The organism is Nonomuraea sp. NPDC050394 (assembly GCF_044459065.1).
Taxonomy (GTDB): Bacteria; Actinomycetota; Actinomycetes; order Streptosporangiales; family Streptosporangiaceae; genus Nonomuraea.
In genome coordinates, this window is record NZ_JBITIO010000009.1 from 240,589 (window position 1) to 264,143 (window position 23,555).

Annotated in this window: 15 protein-coding genes and 1 pseudogene; 7 read left to right on the top strand and 9 right to left on the bottom strand. The window is 69.6% G+C overall.

Annotation, left to right across the window (positions count from 1 at the left end):
• The first annotated feature begins 122 nt into the window (after nt 1-122).
• On the top strand, nt 123-419 hold the full coding sequence (locus tag ACIBKY_RS32410; protein WP_397102570.1) for a hypothetical protein: 297 nt from the start codon (nt 123-125) through the stop codon (nt 417-419).
• 186 nt (nt 420-605) lie between these two features.
• Nucleotides 606-1,484, top strand: coding sequence for a serine protein kinase RIO (locus ACIBKY_RS32415; RefSeq protein ID WP_397102572.1), 879 nt, complete (start codon nt 606-608; stop codon nt 1,482-1,484).
• Nucleotides 1,485-1,523: 39 nt separating this feature from the next.
• On the opposite strand, the gene ACIBKY_RS32420 is transcribed toward ACIBKY_RS32415, so the two are convergent.
• Nucleotides 1,524-3,752 carry a helix-turn-helix domain-containing protein gene (locus ACIBKY_RS32420; protein WP_397102574.1) on the bottom strand — a complete coding sequence of 743 codons (2,229 nt, stop codon included), beginning with the start codon at nt 3,750-3,752 and terminating at the stop codon, nt 1,524-1,526.
• A gap of 319 nt (nt 3,753-4,071) precedes the next feature.
• On the opposite strand from ACIBKY_RS32420, the gene ACIBKY_RS32425 reads away from it, so the two are divergent.
• Together ACIBKY_RS32425 and ACIBKY_RS32430 are read left to right on the top strand one after the other, a co-directional pair.
• Entirely contained in the window at nt 4,072-5,667 is a 1,596-nt protein-coding gene (locus tag ACIBKY_RS32425; protein WP_397102575.1) for a serine/threonine-protein kinase, read from the top strand.
• Nucleotides 5,668-5,901: 234 nt separating this feature from the next.
• Nucleotides 5,902-6,954, top strand: coding sequence for a hypothetical protein (locus tag ACIBKY_RS32430; protein ID WP_397102577.1), 1,053 nt, complete (start codon nt 5,902-5,904; stop codon nt 6,952-6,954).
• Nucleotides 6,955-7,114: 160 nt separating this feature from the next.
• On the opposite strand, the pseudogene ACIBKY_RS32435 reads toward ACIBKY_RS32430, so the two are convergent.
• The 6 genes and pseudogenes from ACIBKY_RS32435 to ACIBKY_RS32460 form a co-directional block, all read right to left on the bottom strand.
• Nucleotides 7,115-7,509, bottom strand: a pseudogene (locus ACIBKY_RS32435) (transposase); the annotation flags it as partial.
• A gap of 504 nt (nt 7,510-8,013) precedes the next feature.
• Nucleotides 8,014-9,489, bottom strand: coding sequence for a phospholipase D-like domain-containing protein (locus ACIBKY_RS32440; protein WP_397102578.1), 1,476 nt, complete (start codon nt 9,487-9,489; stop codon nt 8,014-8,016).
• Nucleotides 9,482-10,681: a hypothetical protein gene (locus ACIBKY_RS32445; RefSeq protein WP_397102580.1), complete on the bottom strand. Its 1,200-nt coding sequence runs from the start codon at nt 10,679-10,681 to the stop codon at nt 9,482-9,484. The genes ACIBKY_RS32440 and ACIBKY_RS32445 overlap by 8 nt, the downstream gene beginning before the upstream one ends.
• Nucleotides 10,678-14,457 (bottom strand): AAA domain-containing protein, encoded by a 3,780-nt coding sequence (locus ACIBKY_RS32450; protein WP_397102582.1) that lies wholly within the window; start codon nt 14,455-14,457, stop codon nt 10,678-10,680. Before ACIBKY_RS32450 ends, ACIBKY_RS32445 begins: the two co-directional genes overlap by 4 nt.
• Nucleotides 14,457-15,911, bottom strand: coding sequence for a TIGR02710 family CRISPR-associated CARF protein (locus ACIBKY_RS32455; protein ID WP_397102583.1), 1,455 nt, complete (start codon nt 15,909-15,911; stop codon nt 14,457-14,459). The genes ACIBKY_RS32450 and ACIBKY_RS32455 overlap by 1 nt, the downstream gene beginning before the upstream one ends.
• 541 nt (nt 15,912-16,452) lie before the next feature.
• On the bottom strand, nt 16,453-17,040 hold the full coding sequence (locus ACIBKY_RS32460; RefSeq protein ID WP_397102585.1) for a hypothetical protein: 588 nt from the start codon (nt 17,038-17,040) through the stop codon (nt 16,453-16,455).
• A 253-nt stretch (nt 17,041-17,293) separates the two neighbouring features.
• On the opposite strand from ACIBKY_RS32460, the gene ACIBKY_RS32465 reads away from it, so the two are divergent.
• On the top strand, nt 17,294-18,847 hold the full coding sequence (locus ACIBKY_RS32465; RefSeq protein WP_397102586.1) for a serine hydrolase domain-containing protein: 1,554 nt from the start codon (nt 17,294-17,296) through the stop codon (nt 18,845-18,847).
• 28 nt (nt 18,848-18,875) lie between these two features.
• On the opposite strand, the gene ACIBKY_RS32470 is transcribed toward ACIBKY_RS32465, so the two are convergent.
• Complete coding sequence (locus ACIBKY_RS32470) at nt 18,876-19,295, bottom strand: MarR family winged helix-turn-helix transcriptional regulator (RefSeq protein WP_397102588.1); 420 nt, start codon at nt 19,293-19,295, stop codon at nt 18,876-18,878.
• 56 nt (nt 19,296-19,351) lie between these two features.
• Here ACIBKY_RS32470 and ACIBKY_RS32475 point away from each other — a divergent pair, with 56 nt between their 5' ends.
• Together ACIBKY_RS32475 and ACIBKY_RS32480 are read left to right on the top strand one after the other, a co-directional pair.
• Entirely contained in the window at nt 19,352-19,975 is a 624-nt protein-coding gene (locus tag ACIBKY_RS32475; RefSeq protein ID WP_397102590.1) for a TMEM175 family protein, read from the top strand.
• A gap of 37 nt (nt 19,976-20,012) precedes the next feature.
• Nucleotides 20,013-20,909, top strand: coding sequence for an aminoglycoside phosphotransferase family protein (locus ACIBKY_RS32480; protein ID WP_397102592.1), 897 nt, complete (start codon nt 20,013-20,015; stop codon nt 20,907-20,909).
• Nucleotides 20,910-20,912: 3 nt separating this feature from the next.
• On the opposite strand, the gene ACIBKY_RS32485 is transcribed toward ACIBKY_RS32480, so the two are convergent.
• Nucleotides 20,913-23,531: an AAA family ATPase gene (locus tag ACIBKY_RS32485; protein WP_397102594.1), complete on the bottom strand. Its 2,619-nt coding sequence runs from the start codon at nt 23,529-23,531 to the stop codon at nt 20,913-20,915.
• Nucleotides 23,532-23,555 lie beyond the last annotated feature (24 nt).

Sequence of the window (23,555 nt, forward strand, 5' to 3'; positions counted from 1 at the left end):
CACGTTCATCGGCTACGGCCGCGACCGATGCTTAGGATCAACCCATCGGGGCGCGGTGCGGGCCGCACCATGCGGCCACGCCGCGAATGAACCCCCCAGCACCAACCCTGGAGCGTTCAGCCATGTTCACCGTAGAACTCACCTGTCCTGGCACCAGAGACAACGCGGTCACGATCAAGACCGACCTGGATCTCAATCGCGGCGGCCTGGACACGATCTCCAACTCCGGAACCTGCCCCTTGTTCATCGGATCGCTCGACGCATCGGGAACCGTACTCCATGACCTGGAGGTGAAGCCCCAGGAATCCGTCAGCCACTACCAGCCGCCGGCCGGCGCCACGAGGATCTATGCCGTGTGCGTCAACTCCTGCGACGGGTTCGCGGTGCTGACCTACGACGATCCCGACCTCCGTTCCTGAGCACCTGCCTTCTGAGGGCTCCGAGGGGGCCCCGGTAAATGCGTTGCGGGGTCCGCGACGGACGGGCAAGCTGTGTTGATCGAGCGGCGGAGAGCGCTGCCTGGACTAAGGAGGGCTGACGGATGGCCATCACCGTGCTGCGGCATGTCCGCACCAGCCCCACCTCTTTGTTCAGGAGCACAGCAGTTGTCTTCCGAGTACGAACTCTCTGACCTCAATCACCAGCCGGTTCCGGCCGACGCCTTCGCCTTCACCTTCCATGCCGTCGACGAGACGCTGGGCCGCGGTCAGCGGTGGTCCACCTGGCTGGACGTCGAGCGCGGTTCGCGCGGCCCGGAACCACGCCCCTCGTGGGTCGTGACGGAACAGGCCGCCATCGACACCGAGCTCGGCATACTCAAAACCGGCAAGGAAGCCGACGTCTTCCTGCTCGAACGGGCCGTCGAAGCCATCGGGGACAATCCGGCGAAGTCCTCGCTGCTGGCCGCGAAACGGTACCGCACGGAGGAACACCGGTCCTTCCACCGCAGTACGTCCTACGTCGAAGGCCGCCGTACCCGCAACAGCCGCGACGGCCGGGCGATGGCGAAGAAGACCTCGCACGGCCGCAGCGTCGCGGCCGGTCAGTGGGCGTACGCCGAATGGGACGCCCTCAACCGGCTGTGGACCGCCGGCGTCCCGGTCCCGTATCCCGTGCAGGTGGACGGCACCGAGCTGCTGATGGAGTTCATCGACGACGGCGAGGGCGGTGCCGCGCCCCGGCTCGCCCAGGTCCGGCCGTCGAAGGAACTGCTCGGCGTGTACTTCGAGCAACTCCGCGACGGCATGCGTGAACTGGCCCGCGCGGGCCTCGCGCACGGCGACCTCTCGCCATTCAACGTCCTCGCGCAGGCGGAGCGGATCGTGATGATCGACCTTCCCCAGGTCGTCGACATCGTCGGCAACCCGAAGGGCATGGACTTCCTGATGCGCGACTGCCACAACATGGCCACGTGGTTCACGAACCGAGGGCTCAAGATCGACGAACAGGAGTTGTTCGCCGACCTGATCACGATGATGTTCTGACCACACCGGCCCCGCGTCGCTGTGTCCACCGGTGCCGGGCTACGACAGGTCGCGCCAGGAAGAGACGTCGACGAGCCGGACCAGGCCGCGGTGGCCTTCGTAGTTGCTGTAGCCGCCGTAGGCGAGGGTCTTCCGGTCGGGGCTGAAGGCCAGGGCGTCCACGCTGCTGATCTGGGAGTGAGCGAGGAGAGCCAGTTGGTGGCGGGTGCCTGGGTCCCACAGTCGTAGCGAGTCATCGCCGGCGCTGGCCAGGAGCTTGCCATCCGGGCTGAAGGCCAGGTCTTCCACAACGCCGGTGTGACCCTTCAGGGGTGCTCCGACGGGTTGTCGGCCGACAGGATCCCACAACCGTATGGAGGCCTCCCGGCCGGCGTCGCCGGCGCTGGCCAGGAGCTTGCCGTCGGGGCTGAAGGCCAGCGCGAAGACGGGCAGCGAATGGCCAACGAGAGGGACTCCACCGGGTTCGCGGGTGACCAGATCCCAGAAGCGCGTAGTGGTGTCTCGGGAGCTGTAGGGGTTGTCGCCGCTGCCGCTGGCCAGGAGCTTGCCGTCCGGGCTGAAGGCCAGCGCCTGCGCGCTGGCGGTATGGCCGGTCAGCGGGTCGCCGACAGGCTGACCGTTCGCGGGGTCCCATAGCCGCACGGTGGTGTCGTCGGCTTCGGCGGTGTTGGAGTTGTAGCCGCCGGCGCTGGCCAGGAGCTTGCCGTCCGGGCTAAAGGCCAGCGTGGTGACGATGCCGGTGTGGCCGGTCAGAGGGTCGCCGACGGGCCGGCCGGTGGCCGGGTTCCATAGCCGTACGGTCTGGTCATCGCCGGCGCTGGCCAGGAGCTTGCCGTCCGGGCTGAAGGCCAGCGCGTTCACACCGTAGGCGTGACCGGACAGCTCGGTGCCGACCTGGAGGCGGGTTTGGGGATCCCACAGCTGGATCGTGTTGCCATCGGTGGCGATGGCCAGGAGCTTGCCGTCGGGACTGAAGGCGAGCGCGGTGACGGGGTTGGTGGTGCGGGTCAGGCGGTCCGGGTCATACAGCTGCCAGGCGACGATGACGCCGGTGATGATGGCGGCCACGACGATGACGGCCACGATGAGGAGTCCGAACTGGGGGGTGAAGCCGACCATGACGACCCGGTGGGCCGGCCCACCGGCGGGCGCTGTCCAGATACTGTCCGGCCAGGTCAGCGCGGTGTCCGGCGCGTCTTGGTCACCGGCCGGGACGTCCCGGCGCGCGTCTTGGTCGCCGGCCGGGATGTCCCGGCCGGACAGCCGGACGGCAGGCGCGGAAGCATGCGGGTCATCGCGGTCGCCGCCACCGGAGACCGTGGTGGCGGCGGAGGTGGAGGTGTCGGCCAGATCGCGGCGTAACCCGCTCAGGCCCGCCGCCTCGTCGGCCAGGACGTCATCGAGCCGGGACAGGATCTCGTTGCCTGCTTGCTGGTCGAAGGAGTCCATCAGCTTCTCCCGCGCCTGCCCGGGCTCGGGTGGGGATGGGACGCCTCGGGTCAGTGACGGCGGCGCGTCCAGGGTGCGCAGCAGCGTCTGGACCTGCTGCAGGGCCTGGTCCTTGAGCCGTTCGGCCTGGGCGCGCTGGCGTTCGCTCTGGTCCAGGCGGCGGCTGGTCTGCTCATACAGCTGTTCGGCCGCCTCCAGCCGGCGCTGGGTATCTTGCAGCTCGTGGCGGATGCGGTTCAGGTCGCCTTCCAGGTCGGTGTGCTGGCGGCGTTCGGCCAGCAGGCTGTCGCGCTCGCCCCGCAGCGTGTCGCGTTCCTGGGTGAGCTCGGCGACCGCGTCCGCGAGTTGCTGGAGCATCTGCAGCAGGCCGGTGCTCAACGCCTGATGCCGGCTCACCGCCAGCTGCGCCCGGGCCAGCACCTGCTGACGGCCCGCGACCTCGGCCAGCAGCGCCACCCATTGGCGGACCTCGGCCGGCACCACCTGGCCCGCGTGTTCCTCGGCCACCGTCTCCACCGGCACCGGCAGCAACGTCGCCCGGTCAGGATCGGCCGCCTCCCACAGCGGCCGCACCTTGGCCCGTAACACATCCAGGGCCTGCCCATCGCGGCCCGCACACGCGACCAGGAACGCCTCGACGAACGGCCAGCCCGGCCGGCGTGAGCCGTTGAGGTTGGCGGAGATGACGCTACGGCTGTGCGGGATCTTCTGCGCCAGCCCGCGCACCGTCTGCCCCCGCTGGTCGGCGATCGCCCGCAACGTCGCGGCCAGCTCCCGCACCTGCACGTACTCACCGCGCAGCGGACCCCAAGTCGCCACCGCCCACGGCCCCTTCCCATCCCGGCCCATGATCCTCGGCGGACGTCCGGCCCTGTCCGCCGTTGTGCTGCGACAACACCGAACCAGCCGGGCGGACACATCTCATCACGCCTATACCGGCGTTAGCAGGCCCATCACCACGGGCGTGAGGAGATCGCAATGAACCACCCCATCGCCCAGCTCACCGCCACGCCATCACCACCCGCACCCGGCGCGCCACCCTCACCCGGCCCACCCCCACCACGGCCCCAGCCGCCACCTCCCCGACCGGGCAGATTCGGCCGGGGGAGATGGCCGCTATGGTCCTTCTGTGCATCGTATGACGCCTTCGGACCCGCGGCAGATCGAGGACTACGTGCTGAGCGAGGTGCTCGGCCGCGGTGGCCAGGGGTCGGTGTACCTGGGTGAGGACCCCACGGGTGGCAAGGTGGCGGTGAAACTGCTGCACACCACCTTCACGGGGGAAGCGGACGCGCTCAGACGGTTCACCCGGGAGGCGGAGACCGCGCGGAGGGTGGCGCCGTTCTGTACCGCGCGGGTGCTGGCCGTGGGGGTGGCCGAGGCCAGGCCGTACATCGTGAGTGAGTTCGTCCCCGGCCCCTCGCTGGAGGAGTTGGTGCGTGAGCAGGGAGTGCGGTCCGGCAGTGGCCTTGAGCGGCTCGCGGTCGCGACCCTGACCGCGCTGGCGGCCATTCACCACGTGGGAGTCGTGCACCGGGACTTCAAGCCGAACAATGTGATCATGGGTCCCGAGGGGCCCGTGGTGATCGACTTCGGGATCTCGCGGGCACTCGAACAGACCGCCACCAGCAGCGTCATGGGGACTCCCGCGTTCATGGCGCCGGAACAGTTCGCCGGTACGGCTGGCGCGGCGGCGGACATGTTCAGCTGGGCCAGCACGATGATCTACGCGGCGACGGGGCGGGTCGCGTTCCGCGGGGACACGATGCCCGCCGTGATGCACGCGATCCTCACCTCTGAGCCGGACTTGTCCGGCGTGCCGGAGGGATTGCGGGCGCTGGTGGCTCGCTGCCTGGCCAAGGACCCTCTGGTACGGCCCAGCGCGGAGGAACTGCTTGCGCGGCTGACCGGGCGCGGCATGCCCGCGACGGCGTGGATCGGCAGCGCGCCCGCCGAGGGGCCTCGCGAGGTGGCCAGGACCCTGGTGTGGGACGGGACGCCCAACCCGGGACCCTACGCGCCAGGGTCAGGCCCGAATGCGCCGGCCATGCACGCGGCGAGCGGCCGCAGAGCGGGCTCGTATGGCCCGGGCCCTCTCGCACACGCCCCGGGCCTTCACCGGCAGGGCCCGTACGGTCCGGCCCCTCATGGACAAGGCCCGTACGCGCCGACCGCTCCCGGACAGCGGACGCCGCAGAAGGGCGCGGCGAGCCTGCCGATGGCGATCGCGGCGCTGATCTGCATCGGACTGCTGATCCTGCCCCTGCTCGGAGAGGTTCTGGGCTGGGCCCCCGCGCGCCTGTTCGCCATGGGGGGCATGGTCCTGTTCATGCCCGTGATCGGCCTCGCCCTGCGGCCGCACAACATCGGCGCGACGATCACCACGATGCTGACGCTTCCGCTGGGTCTCGTCTTCTTGCTGTGGGCCACCGTGCTGGGCAGCGAGGACCACATGCCCCTGCTCCTGCTGGCCTTCGTACCGGCGATTCTGGTGGGCTTGCTGCTCGCGGCGACCGCGCTGCTGACGTGGCGGCTGAGCGCGGTGGCGGCCGTGCTCGGGGCACTGGGCGGTGCGCTGCTCTCCCTGGAAGTGGCCCTCTACCTGCTCGTTGAGATCTCCAGCTTCGACCTCTCCACGCTGGTCGCCCAGATGATCACGGCGCTGTCCCGGCTGCTGATCATCGGGTGGCTGGGGGTAACGGGCATTCAGCTGGTACGGCGAGCAGCGACCTAAGACTCCCGGCCGGATGCCGATTTCAGAGGGCCACCCTGCACCCGATCCAGGTACCAAGGGCCGTCGACCCGGGTCGCTGACCTGCATGGCCTTGAGCGGATGTGCGAAAGCGCCTGTAGCCACCGCGGGCCGGCCGCCGGTCTTCTCCTCGAACACCTTCAAGCAGATCGCATCGAGGGCGTCGTGCGTTCTGCTTATCACGACAGATCGCGTCCGGAGGGTACACGGAAACGCATGACGATCTTCGCCTGCGCAGGGTGCGATGCCGTCCTGACAGCGCCGGTGTCACCGGTCGCGCTCCCCGTCCACGCCGGCCAGAACTACGGCCATGACCTCATCGGCGTCCTCATGGAACCCGGCACCTACGCCGTCGACCCCGAGCCCTTCGGCCCGCCGTGGCGACCGTGGGCCGAGAACACTTCAGAAGAAGTGCAGGCCCGCGGCCTGTACGCGCCGGTCTACGCACTGTCCCACGGTCCACGGGACGCGATCGTTATCCCGCCGGGCGATATCCGTGGAACCGTACTGATCCCCGAGCGTTGTGACGGCGGATGCTGCGGGCCGGACGGGCGCGGCGGCCCGAACCTGGCCTGCGTGCAATGCGGTACCGAGGTGGCCACCCGCATCGATGACTGCGGGCGCTGGCAAGCCGTGTGGCTGGACCCACGCTGCGTGCGCGCACTGCCAGGACAAGATCTCGTCCCTGACAGCGTCGGCTGGGAGCATCTGCGGGAACGCTGGCCGGGCACTCCGCCGGTGGAGCCGGAAGGTTTCTGGAGCCCGCGGTGGGCTGCCGCGGTCGGCGCGGCCCTGGCCCATGTGCTGGCGGTTTCGGCCGGTACCCGGGTCACTGTTGCCGAGGGCCTCCTCGCCGAGCTCTTCCGTCGGCCGCTTGACGTCCTACTTCCTCAGCGATCGCCCTCCAAGCATCTGACCTTGGCCGGACCGGGCCTGCCCGTCGTTGCCGAAGCCATCGCTCTGGCCCCTCGGCATCCCCACACCGGCGAGACCTGGCAGCCATCTGGCGCTGGGGACGTGGTCTCACTCGATGCCGAGGTGTGGACCTACTTGGCAGCCCCCCGTGAGCGCGCTCCTGCTGCCAGAGGGCGCGCGATCCCCGAAATTGTCTACCGCGACGATCCACGGCCCCTGCTGCCGATCGGTCCGTTCCGGCCAGACTGGGGCATCTTTGTCCACACCTTGGCGCGACTGCCCCAGGTCCGTCAGCCTTGGCTCCGCGCCATCTACGATCGCGCGAGGGACCGCCCCTCCGCGGCGCCCTTCTAAGTGCCGGTGAGACGGTATCGCCTGTTGACACGTCCCGGGGGCATCTCGCGCCTTCGCCGAGCGGCCAGGTCCGGATGATCTTCCGCGCGGCCGCTGAGGGTGACGCCCGTACGTGCCCGACCCCGTTGCGCGCCGGCTCCGGGCTATGGGCTTAGAGCGCCTAACGTAATGAGGCTAAGCGTCGCCAGCAGATAAGTGCGCAGGCCAGCTTGAGAAAGGCCTCGTGGATGTCCGCGCGGACCTCCCAGCGAATGCGCAGGCGTCGGAAGGCGTGGAGCAGGGCAAAGGGACGGCCAGGACGACGTCGGGGCGCTGACGGGGGGCCGGCCACGCTTGCCGCGCACCTTGGGGATGGCCTCCAGCAGCGGGCGCAGTTGGGTGACGTCGTTGCGGTTGGCGCCGGTCAGGATCACCGCAAGCGGGATGCCTCCGGCGTCGGTGATCAGATGGTGCTTACTGCCGGCCCGCCCTCGATCGACCGGAGATGAGCCGGTCTGCGCCCCCCTTTAGCGCTCTGATCTGCGAGGAGTCAACCGCCGCTCGGGAGAGGTCGAGCACGCGCATCGTCAGCGGTGAAGGATCGGGAGCCTTGCCCCCAACCGGCGCGCCGGTGGGAGCGGCTTCGGCATCCCTGCGTACAGGAGCGGCGAGCATCTGCTCGCCACAGGAGCCTGGCCGGCCCCGCCGCCTCACGGCGAGCCAGCCGTCACCACCGATCGGGCCTGCGACATGGGCTCGGCAGACGATGCCATCGAGGCCCGGCCGCGTGAAGAGAGGTAGGCCGGCAACACGCCGATCTGGCAACCCTCGATCCGGCCCCGCGGTGCCGCTGTATGACCGCTGCGCGCCAGCCAAACAGGTGTCCTACTTCACGAAACCGGTCTCATCGGCGGTCAGGCACGCCGCTCGGGCCGAGCCGGCCGACGACAACGCCGATCACTCGCTCCCGCACCGGCAATGGCTCGGCGTCCCGACCACATATCCGCCTCCACGTCCAGCGGGCGCGGCGGGTGGTCAGCGTTTTCAGGGTGATGTCGAGGTGGCTTGGGGCGGGAAAGGTCAGCCGACACGGGTCAGGACGGCCGGGCAGAATCCACGGGGGCCCTCTCCCTTCCGCTGGAGCCATTGATCCAGCAACGCGCCCGCGCTCTGCCCTTGTTCCGCCGACCTCGTCAGACGGTTGTCGGAGAGGGTCCATGTCGTCCGGCCCGCGAAGAGCCTGACCTCCTCGGGCCGGCCCGCGTAGAGGAGCGGGCCCTGCTCGCTCTCCTTGACCAGCGCCGCCCAGCACTCCTCGTCTGCCAGCACGTTCACCTGCTCCCCCAGCGGCCAGCCGGTGTGCCAACGGCCGAGCAGCCGGTCGTGCAGGTCACACTGGCGGGCTTCGGCCACAAACTCCGAGTCGGCGCAATCCATCATGTGCCGGATGAAACCCTTGGCCAGGGCCAGTGCGGGCGTGCCGTCAAGGCGGCAGCCGATCTCGACGCCGCTGGTCAGTCCATGGACGGCGTCGAAGTTGGCGGAGAACAGCGCTCCCGCGTCCTCGTCGGCGAAGGCGCCCTTCACGTGCGTCTCCCGGTCGCCGCACACCTCGACCCCCGCATCGGCCAGCGCGAGCGCCTCCGCCCGGTGCGCCGGCCGGTCGTTGAACGTGCGCACCAGCAGGCGCGTGCGCACCCCGCGCGCGACCGCCTTGCTGATGGGCTCGATGAGCAGGGTGGGGTCCTGGGTCACCGTGTTGAGGTTCCAGGTGGCCAGGAGCAGTTCCGACCGCGCGCCGTCGATGATCGACAGCAGATGCCGCAGCACGTGCTGCTCGTCGTCATCGGTCCAGATGATGCCCGCGCCGACGCCGTCGCCCGGTTGCGGCACCTCCGCTTGCCAAGGCTGGGAAGAGCGGCGCGCCGCCGTATAGATCCCATCGGGTGGCACAGAGGGGATCTCCCAGGTACACCCGGTGTGCCAGAGCCGGGCGAACAGCCGGCCCAGCCGTACGGCTTGGGCCCGGTCGCGGATCAGAACGCCGGCCTCGCCCGTAACGTCCAGTGCCCGGGTGGTGAAGTTCGCGGTGGAGACCAGCGCGATCTCGTCGTCGGCCACGGCGAACTTGGCGTGGCAGTTCTCGTGTCCGCGCACGTAGATTCCAGCCCGGCACAACTCGTCGAACCGTTTGCCCTCAGCCGCGTCCTTGCCGGCCTCGTCTTCGAGGCCTTTCAACCCTCGGGAGAGGCTGTTCTCGTCGATCGCGGAGATCACGTAGACACCCCCGCGTAGGCGTTCCGCGGCCTGGCGCAGCTCCTCGGTCAGTTCCTGGTCGCCGAGGAAGAAGCTGGCCACGAAGACTTTGCGGCGTGCCGACCCGATCAGGTCGAGCAGCGCGGTGCGCAGGGTCCGAGGTGACTTCCGATAGGTGACCAGGTGGCTGTAGGACGCCGTGTCGTCCTCTTCGGTGTACGGCGTCGCCCGCCACCCGGGTCTGGCGAGAAAGAACCCGCCCCCGAGGCGTACCTCTCCCGCGTTGATGTGATCAGTCATAGGCGAAATCCCTCGGCGCGCGCAGCATGTAGACCAGGTCGTACTGGGCCAGCCCCCACAGCCGGTCCGCGAGCGCGGCCAGCGGCAGGGCGTCCTCCGGCAGATCGTGTTCGCGGCAGGCCCGCGCCAGGATCTCGCCCGCCTGCTCGGGCCCCGCGCCCCGCATGTTCGCCGCCGCCCGGTCCAGGGCGAAGAGAATGGCCGCCTCCAGGTCTGCGGGCCTAAGGTCGATGGGCACCGAGATCACCGTCTGGCGGTCCGTGACGTGGAACCCACCCGAGGTCGCGAGGCTGAGCCGGTCGCCCACCGCCGTCGCTGCTCGGGCATTGAGCAGCGCCCGTCCGTCTTCGACGACCAGGTCCCCGGCGTCACAACCGAGTGCCTCGGCCGCGCGAGCGGGCCCGCCCTGATCCTCCAGGAACCCGGCCAGCCGCAGCCAGTGCCCGGCCAAGGTCTCGGCGCCGCTGAGGTCGAGGCGAGCCCGCTGATCACCGGTCAGGACGTACAGGTCGACGCGAGGCGTGCTCGTGCGAACCACGCCTTCCACCCGGTAGACGGGGCAGCTCTCGGGGACGGGCTCATCCTCGGGGAAGGGCCCGATCCCGATCACGTCCTCGGGCAGCCGGGCGATGCGCCCGCGGACCAGAAGTTCGCTGAGCAGCGTGGCGGGATCGATCCCCATCATATCGGGGCCCACCGGAGCGGACACCCGATCGCCGGGGCTTGCCAGGTACGCCGGGGGCGGGCTACGGCGGCGGCGTCCGCGCGCGGGCACGCCGAAGGCGACCGCCTCGTGGGTGTGCGGCAGGTAGAGGACCGAGCAGGTGTCCCAGGCATGGCGCCGCAACGTCTCGCGCCCCAGCGTTTGCGCGATCTCGTCGTCCACCGGGTAGAGCGTCGTCCCGGTCCTGGTCAGCAGGCCGAACTCCGCGAGCCCATCGGTGACGGCCGTGATCACGTCCGCCGGAAGATCGGTGATCTCCTCGACCACCTCGGCCGTCAGCCAGCCCAGGCTGACGGCGGCCTCAAGGAGAAACGTCTCCACCGCGGACAACTCCTCGTCGATAGCCCGGCGGATCGCCACCCTTGGCCAGAAGATCATGGGTACGAGGGCTTCCAGCACCACCGCGAGGACATCGTGGGCCGGTTCTTCGACGTGGTCGGCCCACTCGACCGTGTACGCGCCGCTCACGTCAGGTCCTTGATGAGTTGATAATCGGCGCTGGGGGAATCGACCAGCTCGAACAAGCCCTGGTAGAAGGTCCGCGCGCTGGTGGCGCCGAGACGGCTGAGCGACTTGCGGTGGCCGACCAGCACGAGCGCCCGGTGGGCCCGCGTGCAGGCCACGTTGACGCGGCGCAGATCCTGCAGCCACAACGCGGACCCCGAGCCCGCGTTCGGGACGGCCCGGGTGAAGCTGATCAGGACCAGATCGCTCTCCTGCCCCTGACTGCGGTCGATCGACGAGACCAGCCTGATCTCCAGGCGGCGGAACCTTCGATAGCCAGGCCCGCCGAGCTCTCTCCAGATGAGGTCCGCCTGGGCCTTGTAGAAGCTGAGCACGCTGACCGTGGTCCGCGGCCCGTGCGGGTCGGAACGGCGCAGGTGGTTCTCATACTCGAGGCACGCGCGCACGATCCACTGCGCTTCCAGGCGGTTGACGAAGCCCGTACTGACCTGCTCCGACAGCGCGCCATCGCCTTGGGCGCTAGTGTCCAGGAAGACCACGGGGGCGGAGAAGGTCGAGGTGGTCAGCGGTCGTACTCCGCGTTCGGCCAGATCCTCGGCGGAGGGTGAGGCGTAGGCTCCGCCGTACACGGAGTCTCTGACCAGTTTGGCGATCGGGTCGACCATCCTGCGCTGGGTCACCAGCGGCTCGGTGAGGTGGGGATATCGCGCCACCGAGCGTTCGAAGAGGCTGCGCACGAAGAAGTCACGCACGTTGCGCAGCACGAGGCGGTCGGCGTCGTCGTCGGTCGCACCGCCAAGGGTGTTCTTGGCTGCGCGCCTCGCGCTCCTGAACGTCTTGCGGTACAACTCGGCCCACTGTCCGGAACCGTGGAGCGAACGCGCGTACTCGACGACGTCGTCGATCCTGACCCGGCGCAGTTCCTCTTCGTCCTGCCAGACGGCAGCGAGATGCCGCACGGATTCTTCAAGGGAGGCGGCCTGGTCGCGTTCCCACCTGTCCAGTGCCACGAGGGCGTGCAGGAACCGCTCGTCTTCGTTGTCCACGTGCGGCGGCAATTGCTTCTCGTCGCCGACCAGAACCCACCGGCGGGCCCTGACCGCGCCGATGAGGAACTCGGTGTCGGTGACCCTGCTGGCCTCATCGAGGATCATGGTGTCGAAGTCAGCGTCGCGCACCACGTCGCTGCCGCGCCCGGCGATCCCTGCAGTGGTGGCGCAGATCAGGTTCGCCCAGCGGGTGTAGGCCGCGTCGATGCCGTCGCCGATCTGGTCGTCGCTGAGTTCGCCGGTCAGCTCGCACCAGCGTCGTTCCAGCCTTTGGAGGTACGGCAGGAGCACCTGGCGATTCCTCAGCTCGTCGGCATGGAGGTCAGGCCCCTCCATCTCCAGAAGCTGGGTGGCTTCCTCGATGATCGCGTGCTGCCTCCCGAGCTGATCTCTCATGTCGGCGAGCCGCTGTGTGATCCGGCCGATCAACGCGCGATGCTCCTGCGATCGCTCCCGGATCTCGGCCTCGGCCTGCGCTAACGCGGCGGCGACGCGGGCCTGGAGGGCAGGGAGGTTGTCGAGGTCGGTCAAGCGGGTCTGGGCCTGCCTGATCGATCGCACGAGGCGATCAGGCCCGGATCCGGCCATCCACCCAAGTGGCGGGGCGCCGTTGCGCAGCGCCTCGATCGTGGGGATGATCATGCCGCTTTCGAGCCGGCTGGCCGGATCTCCGCCTATCCCGGCGACGCCCGCTCGCCACTGTTCCGCCAGCCGGTTCAGATGGCCGGTGGTGGCGTCGATGAATGCCCCGATCTCCATGGCTCTGGCCTCGGCCCGTAGCTGCGCGGGCAGGTAATAGGCACGCGCGTGCTCGTGCCGGGCCAGCTCGTGCTGCAAGGGGACGAGTTTGTCGTACCACGCCGCCCAGGACTGCTCCGCGTTCTTGAGACGCATCTTCAGATCGGCCACCTGGGGATCGGGCTGCTTGAAGAAGTCCGCCACCCCCCTTGGACGGATCTGGTCGAGGTGGGCCCGGAAGGTTTCCGCCCAGTACTTGGCATGGGCCAGGTTGGCGTTGACCTCCGCGATGCGGTCCCTGGTCACCGCGATGCGTCCGTCGAACGGGGCGAGCCGGTTCGACATCTCGACGTCTTCTCGATCGGCGGTCGTCTTGTCGGCCCTGGCGCGAGTCAGCCGTTCCTGAACCAGCTCGGCCGACCGGGCGATGCCGCGTAGCCGACCGAGGGCGGGTTCGAAGTCCTTGAGCGCCTCGCGGGCCTCGGCGATCTGCGTCTGGAGCGCCACTCGCGTCTCGGCCGCTATCGCCGACTCTTCGGCTTGTTCCTCCTGGAGTTCACGTAACCGCGTCACGTTGGGGGTGTGGGCAGACATGAGGATGCTCATCCGCCCGTCGGCGGCGACGAGTTCGGCCTCGGCCGTCTCGATGGCGGACTCCAGTGACCGCACCTGTTGCTCGCCCTCACCCGACACCTGGATCGCCGTCAGGCATCGCTCGATCCGGTCGGACTCGGCAGACCAGGCGGCCGCTCGGCTGCTTGCGGCCCGCCGTACACCCACCTTGATCTGCGCGGACAGCCGGTCGGGCAGGAACCTCCGCAGATCCTCGTCGACCTTGCCCTCGCTCCAGCTCAGCCGCAGCGCACGGACGCCCGGCTTGTCGCCGACGCGGCGCAGCGCCTCGTCGACCGCCACGTGGCTGGGAGCCAGGAGCAACACCCGCTCGCCGCGGCTGACGAGCTGTCGGATGATCTCGCAGATCACCGAGGTCTTGCCGGTGCCTGGCGGGCCCTGAACGCAGAACACGTGCGGTGTGGAGATCGCGCCGCTCACCGCGGCACATTGCTCGGGATTGAGGCTGAGTCCCTCCGCGTCAGCGAAGAACTGCTCGGGCCGGTGCTTGGGGCCTGCTTCCAGGGAGTCCGACTGGACCATGAGCGCGGCAAGGCGGGCCCATTCGCCGTGGGTGTCGCCGTTCATCAGGCTGCGCAGTGCCAGGACGTTCTGGTGCATGGTGAACCGGGAGGTCTTGCTCAGCGTCAGCTCGGCCGGGGTCTCGGCGGCGGGCGCGTCGATGACGGCGGTGTCGCCGTGCACATCTGTCACCTTGGTCTCCCAGCGCAGGTCGCCCGCCTCCACGCTCACCTGCGCGTCCTCGAACTCCGCTGCCCGACCGTGAACGCGCACCAGCAGCCGCGCAGGGCGGCCGGGCAGGGTCTCACGCACGGTACAGCGCGCCGTGACGATGTTGTGCTCGGCGCGCGTCTTCAGCAGTTGCTGCAGTTCGCGAAGCGCCCCGTAGCGGCGGGCGAGCAACTGCGCGTAGGGGCGCAGTCCCGCCCCTTTGTCGGAGGTTCGGCGGGTCGGGCCGTTCGCGCCGAGAACCCGCCACAGTTCGCGCAGGTCACACACGGCTTCGGCGTACACGAGCCGGAGCTCGAACTCGGCGCGGAACCATCCCTCGATCGGCAGCATGCGCTCCGTCTCCCGCACCTGCGCGATCACGGCCATCGGCTTGCGCTCCTTGGCGCCCGGGCGGTTGATCAGCTCGATGGTGTAGCCGCGGCCGATGAGCGTGAACCTGTTGCCCGTGGCACGACCGGTCAGAAAGGCGCCGGATCTGAGGTCGGCCGCAACCAGATGGGGATCCACGGCCAGGCTCGGGTAATGGCTGAGGACGATGGGCCCGAACTGACCGGCGGCCCTGCTGCGCTGCTCTTCGAGGTCTTCGCTCCACTCGGCCAGGACGTCGAGCATCGGTTCTCTCGGCATCAATGGTCGTTTCTGAGGAATCTGAGGCTCTCGCACAGCTGCTCCACGTCACCCTCGGGCCCGTTCAGAGCCCAGTAGGCGCGCAGCAGCAACCTGGCCTTCGCCTCCAGCAGCCTGCTCTGCTTGTCCGTGACGGGCTGGTCGCCGTGGGCCAGCACCGACCTGTTACGCGCGGTCACCAGCGTGTCGAGGTTGGACAGTGCCTTGGCGCCCTTCAGCCCCGCCTTCCCAACTACCGGATCGTCGAGCGCGGTCAGGATCACGGCCGCCGAGATGAGCCCGATGACCGGCGGAAGCGCACTGCCCAAAGGCGCGCGCCCGATGCCGCCGAGCACCTCGCGGCACGCCTCGTCGAGCCCGGACACGTCCGCGGTCAGCAGGTGATAGTCAGGCGACTTGCAGGAGAAGCCAGACGCCAGCGAGGCCAGCCGGTTCGCCAGGCTGCCTTCGATGGTCCGGTAGAACAGCAGTGCGGCGAAGTCGTGCCTGCCGACCTCCCGATAGTGCTGGCCGAGCACGAAGAAGCAGACCAGCAGAGCCTGCCCGTCGCCCTTGCGCAGCCGGGTGAGAAACTCGAGCTGCCCCTCGATCCGGGTGACGGTCTCGGCGCTGAGCAGGTTGCGGCTCTGGTCCAGCAGCGCCTCGACCGCGTCCACGCAGGTGGCGAGTTCGGTCAGGTCCAGGTCGCACCAGGCGCGATAGAGGTCTGCGAGCCCCTTCATGAACCGCGCCTTCGCCGGTTCTGCCACGCTGACGGACAGCTCACCGTAACGTCGCGCCGCCTCGCCGAAGGCGCCCGTTTTGAAGGTCTCCAGTGCCGCGTGCATCGCCTGCTCGCCGAAGAGCGAGGTGGGGTTGTCGAGGAGCAGAAACCGATCGGATCCCGGTATAGCACGGCGGGCCACTGGATCGTAGGTGCTGTCCACGTAGCAGAGGTCGAGCTGGAGCTGCCACGCGGCCAGCGCGGCGGCGGCGCTCATGACCTTGCGTCCGCCGGTGATATCGATGAGCGCGTACGGTGGGTCGATGCCGGGCTCCTGGAACCTGTCCAGCTCGCTCTTGACGATGCGGTAGATCTCCAGTGGATCGGTGGGAGCGCAGACGCGGTAAGTAGCGTCGCTGTATTTCATCTTCCGTCGCTCGTAGACATGCTTGTTGATCACGTTGATGCAGTCCACGGCGTCGCTGGAAGAAAGAATCAGCAGCCTTTTCGGGCGCAGGATCTCAAAGGTGAGAATTGTCGTTAACGGCGAAAAGCCGGACAGGCTGATCAGGAGATCGACCTGCCGCCTGGGGCGGCGGCCTCCGTGAGTCAGCGCGCGGGCGACACTCTCTTCGAGCAGGTGGTCGACGTAGTAGGCGATGGCCTGCTCCAGCCTGCTGCCCTCGCCATAGGTGTCCTGACCGCGGTCGACGCGTTCGTATCTGGCAACTCTGGCCGGGAACGAGTCCACACGGAACCCCTTGGTCGCGATGGAATGGGACTTGGACGCCGGTGACGGTAGCAGGGAATGCTGTGGGCTTACCGGAGATTTCGCGAAATAGGCGCTTATGTCGATTTTGACGCAGAAGATTCTTCCGGGTCGTCGACGCAACGGTCGCTGGCCACCTTCAGCGACGGCTTCGAGCCGGCGAACAGCTCCAGAAAGCAGGACATGTATTCACCCGATGTCCGACTCTTAGGGACTCCCGTGCCGAACCATTCAGGTCGTTGAGGCTCGTTTCGGGGCGCCGGGCTGTATCCGTGCGTCCCTCGCCCTGACCACGCTCGAGCGCCCGCGACCCTCAGCAGGGACAGCGGACGGCGCTGAAGTACCGCCGGGCACATGCTCGTTCCGCGCTGGGCGGCGTCGTGGTGAGCGCGGCAGGACAGGCGGAGGCCCGACTGTCTCGCGATAAACGCTTCGTGGATGTCGTCGCGGACTTCCCAGCGGATACGCAGACGGCGAAACCAGGGGGCAGGAGACACGGCTCTAGATCATTTTGTTAGGACCTCTAAGGCCGGGGCAACCGGCGATCCGGTACGGCTGACGCCAGCCTGATCGCGAGAATCAGCACGGCCACCAGGGCCACCGCGACCAGAGGAAGGCCCATCAGGAAACTCGCGCGCCATGACATGAGCTCGGCGACGATCATCCCGATGAGCAGTCCCGCTCCGAGGCCCACCAGGATCGCCGCGGCGGGAATCGGGATCGCCTTCCACAGTTCGGGCCCGGGGAACGCGGTCCTGAGGAGGCCGGTCCCGGCCCACAGTACGGCCGCACCGGCCAGCGCCTGCAGCGCATGGCCGCCGATCAGCAGGCTCGGCATGGGGGTGAGCGCGCACAGCACGGTAGCCAGGCCGAAGACGACCAGGCCCAGGGCCATCGACACGGTCAGCAGCACCGTCTGGCGGCGGGGCGCCGGGACCAGCACGCCCAGGAACGCGAGCAGATAGCCGTAGATCCCCACCTGCATGATCGCGGAGGGCGCCGCAAGATCAGCGATGACGATCGGCATGATCGCGATCGCCATCGTCGCGTAGACGGACACGAGTAAGGCGCAGAAACTGAGGGCGACGAGCAGCGGCCAGCGTCCGGACATGCCAGAAACCATATCCGCGGGCGATCCGGACAGAAACCCGGGCTGGAACGGCTCACCGGCCGGCCCGCCACACACGAGGCGAGGTCGCGGCCGGTGGTCACACCTCCCCACCAGTCGCCGCCCCGTCCACGGAACAGGTCTGGACAGCGGGCCGCTGTGAGCCAGATCACCGTTGAGGTTGACCTTGGGTCAGGGTGAAGGCTCGGTGGCGCGACGCCGACCAGGACATGACGACCTCGAAGGGCAAACCACCATGACCATCATCCTTTCCGATCAGGACAAGAGCACCCTGCGGATCGCCGCGTACGGCGCCGTGACGCTGGTGGCCGCCGCCGGTGCCGCCGGGAAACCTCACAAGATCGCCACCGCAGGCAGTATCGCGCTGGGCTCTGCCACCGGCCTGATCGGGCATGTGCTCGCCGACCACCCCGGGAGCAAGGATCTGGCCGGCAGGTCCGTGGCCGAGATCGCCGACCGCGTGCTGCCGGCCCTGACCTCGGCCATGAACCTCCTGAAGCGGCGGGATCCGGCCGAGGCCGGCAACTTCCGCGCCACCGTGCTGATCGCGGTCGAGACCGCCCGGACGCGGCAGGACCGGCCGAGCCCCGCCACGGCCGAGATGGTCCGCAAGGTCACCGAAGCCCTCGACGCCGCCGGCGCGGACCGCGGGGCCGTACCGGAAACCGCGGCAGGGCGGGATCGCCCGGAGCTGCGGAAGACGATCGAGGAAGTCGTCGATGCCGGTTTCGTCGGGGTGTCGCTGCGCGTGCACGATGAGCGGGGCGAGTGGGCCGGCAGCGCCGGGGTGGCGGAGCTGGGCGGGACCGCGAAGCCGCCGGTCAACGGGCATGTCCGGATCGGCAGCAACACCAAGACCTTCACCGCGACCCTGGTGCTGCAACTGGTGGCCGAGGGCAGGATCGAGCTGGACGCCCCGGCGGCCGGCTACCTGCCCGAGTTCGGGCTGGACCGGCGGATCACGGTGCGGATGCTCTTGCAGCACACCAGCGGGCTGTTCAACTTCACCGGCGAGGTGTACGACGACGGATCGATCGCGCCGGGCATCCCCGTGCCCTACGGCACCACGGGCAAGGAGTGGGTGGACAACCGGTTCAAGACCTACAAGCCGGAGGAGCTGGTACGGCTGGCGCTGTCCAAGCCGGCCCGCTTCGAGCCGGGGACGGGATGGAGCTACTCCAACACCAACTACGTGCTGGCCCGGCTGCTGATCGAGAAGCTCACCGGCCGCGCGCTGGCCGAGGAGATGCGCCAACGGATCCTGGAGCCGCTCGGGCTGTCGGGCACCGTGGTGCCGGACGCCTCGCCGGAGATCCCCGAGCCGCACGCCCGCATCTACTACCGCCACGAGGAGGACGGCCGGCGGCAGACGATCGACGTCACCCGCCACAACCCCTCCTGGGTCTCCACGGGCGGTGACATGATCTCGACCAGCCAGGATCTCCACACGTTCATCTCCGCGCTGCTGGGCGGAAGGCTCCTGCCGCCCTGGCTGCTGGCCGAGATGTGCACTGCGCGCGCCACGGGCCTGCCGGACATGGACTACGGGCTGGGCGTGTTCGTCCAGAAGACGGACCGCGGCGGCACCGTCATCACCCACAACGGCGGCACGGTCGGCTCCATGACGCTGATGTACGGCACGCCCGACGGCGGCAAGACCCTGATCGCCGTACTGAACTGGGTTGACGACGCCGACCTGTCCATCGCGGCAGCGGTGGGGAAGGCCCGGCAGAGGCTCGTCAACGAGGTGTTCTGCGGCGAGCCGGCCGATCCGGTCCGGCGGAGCTGAGCGGCGGCGTTTGGATGGCGTGGCGCGGTCAGTCGGCCGCGAGGAGCTCGGCCAGCCGAAGGGTGTCTTCGAGATAACGTTCGTAGGGGAAGCCGGCCGCGACGAGCCCGGCGCGTAGCTCGTCGTAGAGCGGCTTCCCGGCCGTGTGGAAGGCTTCCCGGCCGGCGTCAGTGAGGCGGACCAGCCGCCGCCGCGCGTGTTCGGGGTCGATGGTGATCCGCACCAGGCCATCCGCTTCGAGCGGTCGCAGCGCCCGGCTGATCGCCGGGTCGGACACCGACAGCGCCTGCGCGAGCCGATGCTGCGTCACCGGCTCGATGTCCTCCAACGTCCCCAGAAGTCGTATCTGGCTGTACGTCACACCGCCACGCCCATCGGTGCGCCGCCGGGCGGCCTCGCCCAGCAGCATGACCACGCGGTGCAGCAGATCTGCGAGTCCGTCATCCACCACCTCACCGTACCCGAATGTTGACTGGTTAATGTTAACAAGGTAAGAATGAGGTCATGGACAACGAGACCGGCGAGGTGCGAGCGGTCGCCGCGGAGCGGCTCACCACGTTCGTCGACGCGGTGATCGCGATCGCACTCACCCTGCTGGCGCTGGATCTCCCCGTCCCCACCGGCGACACCACCGAGGCGATGCTGAGTTCGGTGTCGGCCCACGGCAACGAGTACCTGGCCTTCGCGCTCAGCTTCGTCGTGATCTCCGCCCACTGGCGCGCCCACCACGAGATCTTCAGACATGTCCGTTCGCTGAACGGCCGCCTGACCAGCCTCACCCTGGTGTGGCTGTTCATGCAGGTCCTGATGCCGTTCGCGACCCGGGTGCTCACCGCCGACGGCGCCTTCCCGCCCCGGTTCAGCCTGTACGCGATCGTCCAGGTCCTGGCCTCCGCGTCGTTCGCACTGATCATCAGGGAGATCCGGCGGGCACACCTGTACCACGAGGACGTCCCGCCCCGGGTGTTCGCCCAGAGCCTGGTGCGCGGCATCTGCCTGGCCGCGGTGTTCGCGGTCTCCATTCCCGTCGCGTTCCTGACCACGGGCACCGTCGCGTACCTGTGCTGGCTCACGGCACCGATCGTGCTCACCGTCGCCCGCCGCATCCAGGACCGCACCGTCCGGTGACCGATGGGGATCCCGCGTCTCGGTACCGTGGCTTGGCATGACCGGCACCGAGATTGAGATCACCGCGGACCTGGTCCGCGACCTGCTGCGGGAGCAACATCCGGACCTCGCGGGGCTGGCCATCCGTGAGGTGGCGGGCGGCTGGGGAAACCAGATGTGGCGCCTCGGGGACAAGCTGGCCGTGCGGATGCAGCGCATGGACCCCACCCCTGAGCTTCAGCTCAAGGAGCGGCGGTGGCTACCCGTGCTGGCCCCGCGCCTGCCGCTCCCGGTGCCGGCCCCGGTGCGGTCCGGCGAACCGTCAGAGCGCTTCCCCAAACACTGGACCGTGATGACGTGGGTTCCCGGCGAGCCGCTGGACCACGGCTCGATCAGCCGCGGCGCGCACGCGGCCGACACACTGGCGACCTTCCTCCGGGCGCTCCACGTGGAGGCGCCCGCCGAGGCGGCGATGATCGCCACGGACCGCGGTGCCCATCCCAAGGACTGCACGGGCGGCTTCGAGCACTTCCTCCGGGCCGTTGACCCCGGCGACGTCGCCGACGTCCGGGACGTCTGGGCCGACGCCGTCGCGGCCGGCGCGTGGGAGGGCCCGCCGGTGTGGGTGCACGGCGACCTCCATCCCGCGAACGTCGTCGTCTCGGACGGAACGCTCTCGGGCATCGTCGACTTCGGTGACTTGTTCGCCGGCGATCCGGCGTGGGACCTCGCCGCCGCATGGGTGCTGCTACCCGCGGGCACGGCCGCACGGTTCTTCGAGACCTACGCGCGTGCGGACGAGGCGGCGATCCGGCGCGCCCGCGGGCTGGCCGCGATGAAGAGCCTCTTCCTGATGCTCATGGGGCAGAACGGAGATCGGGGCCTTCCCGGCGGCAAGCCGCACTGGGGACCCAAAGGCCGGGAGGCACTCGATCGGGTTCTGAAGGGCGTGTGACCGTCATGCCGGCTCCTCCGCCGGGGAGATCGCCAGCAGGGCGGCGAGCTGGGCCCGGCCGGAGATGCCGAGCTTGGTGTAGGCGCGGGCCAAGGTGTTGTTGACGGTCGCCACCGACAGGCCCAGCTGCGCCGCGATGGCCCGGCTGCTGAGGCGCACGGCCAGCAGGGCGACCTCGCGTTCGCGGCGGCTGAGCACCCGCAGGATCTGCTCGTGGTTGAGCAACGGCGTGACGGCGCCCTCGCAGCGGGCGCGCAGGCCCGCGGCCCGCTCGCGCGCCAGCGCCGCCTTGCTGGCCAGTCCGGACTCCCGGTGGATCCTGGCCGTGCACGTCGCGACCTCGGCGGCGAGCAGGTGCTGGCCCAGCCGGTCGAAGGCGTCCACGGCCGAGGAGAGCATTTCGCCGTCCCCCTTCCGCAGCCCGCGGGCCGAGGTGGCCAGGGCGTGGCTCATCGGGGTGCGCAGCGCCGCGTCCAGCTCTTCCAGCCGGCGGCACTGGCCGTCGCCGCCGAGCCGTACCACGTCGTAGCGCGCGAGCGCCTCGACGGTGGGAAGTCCCAGGCCGAGGGCCTGATCGGCGGCGTAGCGCGCGACGATCGCGGCGTCGGTCAGGCGGTCCTCGGCGGCCAGGGTCCAGGCGTTGCCCAGCGTCATCCAGGGGGCGTACACCCGGTTGGCGTCGTTGGCGGCCAGGTCGGCGCGTTCCATCCAGGTACGCGCGTCGGCCGCTTCACCGCCCACGGCACACGCGGTGGCCAGCCCCGCCATGAACGTGCGGGTGAGCCGCAGCGTGTCCTTGCCCTCCAGGCAGGTGATCGCCTCGCGCAGCGACCGGCCGGCGCTGACCGGCTTGCCCTGGCCGCATTCCACCAGGCCGCGGAAGCCGATGTAGCCGACCGACATGAGCGGGCTGTCGCCGGACAACACCTGGCGGTACCCCTCGTCGGCGACCTTCCACGCCTCGTGCGCCTCGCCCATCGCCAGGGACGCCAGGCAGCGGGCGATGTCGAGTTCGACCACGCCCCACGGCAGCTCGGCCCGGCGCGCCGTACCCACGGATAGGCCACGCTCGTAGTAGCCGGTGACCACGGGGGCGCGCCCGAGAAAGCCCGCGGCCGCCGTGGCGGCCGCGGTGGCCCAGATGACCGCCTGCGCGCTCGCCCTGTCCGTCGCGAGCAGCCGTTCCGCGATCTCCAGTACGGCGCCGCAGCGCCCGTCGTGCAGCAGGATCCACGAGCGGATCCCCAGTGCCAGATCCTCTCCCGGCCGGTCGGTCAGATGGTCCAGCACCCGCTCGGCGGCCACGGCGTCGCCGTCACCCCAGTACGTGGTCTCGGCCCGGACCAGTGCCCACCGGAGCAGCTCGTCATCGCCGGACGGCGGCTCCTCCGGCAGGACCGCCGCCGCCTCGGCGCTGCGGCCCCGGTATTCCAATACCTCGGCGAGCAGGGCGTCGGCCTCCACGGACGGCTCGGCGTCCCGGGCCGCCCGCGCGAGCCGTTCGGCGAGCGCGAGGTCGGCGCGGTCGATGGCCTGGCGGGCCCCGCGCCGCACGACGTCCGCGCGCACCACCGCTCCGCCCTCGACCTGCCAGATCGCGGCCCGCAGCAGGTCGTCCCGGCGGCGCAGCGGGGACTCCAGCAGGGCGTGCGCCAGCCGCCACCAGAGCTGGCGGGCCCGGCCGGCGGGCAGGCCGGCGCGCACTACCTCGCCGTAGAGCGGGTGCGTGAGCCGTACCTGCGTGCGCTTGCCCTCGCGCTCGAAGACGGTCAGCCCGTGCGTGTGCGCCTCATCGATCGCCGCCGGCTCCGCGAGCTGGGCCAGCAGAGGCAGGGGGAGCGGCTCACCGCACGCCAGCAGTTCCAGCACCAGGCGGATCCGGGGCGCCATGGGAAGCAGCCGGTGGGCGAGCAGGCGGCGCATGGCTCCCGTGGGGTGGTAGTCGCCGGTGAAGTGCCACACCCCGTGCCGCGGGCGCAGGGCCCGGTCGGCGATGGCGGTCGACAGCAGCTCGCGCAGCGCCAGGGGATTGCCCGCGGCCATGGTGTGCAGCCTGACCCTGGTCACGCCGTCCACGTCGGCCGAGAGGGTGTGGTCGACCAGGTGGTCCACGGCGGACGGCGGCATGGCGGGCAGTTCGAGCCAGGGCGCCATGCCGTCCTTCCACAACGTGGTGATCGTCTCGTTGCCCTCCCCGGAACGGCACGTCATCACCACGAACGCCAGCCGGTGCGCGGCGAGATAGCCGATCAGGGCCGCCGATCCGGCGTCGAGCAGGTGGGCGTCGTCCACGCCGATGATCACCCGCCGGGTCTCGCCGTACCGGCGCAGGCGCGTGGCCGTCGCCGCCAGGACCGACACCCCCTGCTCACCGGGCAGCCAGCCGTTCGGCAGCAGGTTGGCCACCGCGCCGAACGGGATCGACGCCAGCGCTCCGGTCGCCGCCACCCATTCGACGTGGCATCCCCGCGACTCCAGCCTCCCGAGGACCTCCCGTGCCAGCCGGGTCTTGCCGATGCCGGCCTCGCCCGAGATGACGACGCCGATCGCCTCCTCCCGGTCGAAGCACGACCGGATCGTTTCCAGTTCTTCGTCCCGTCCGACGAACGGCCATCCCCGCATGAGCACCTCCCGGGACTATTCGCC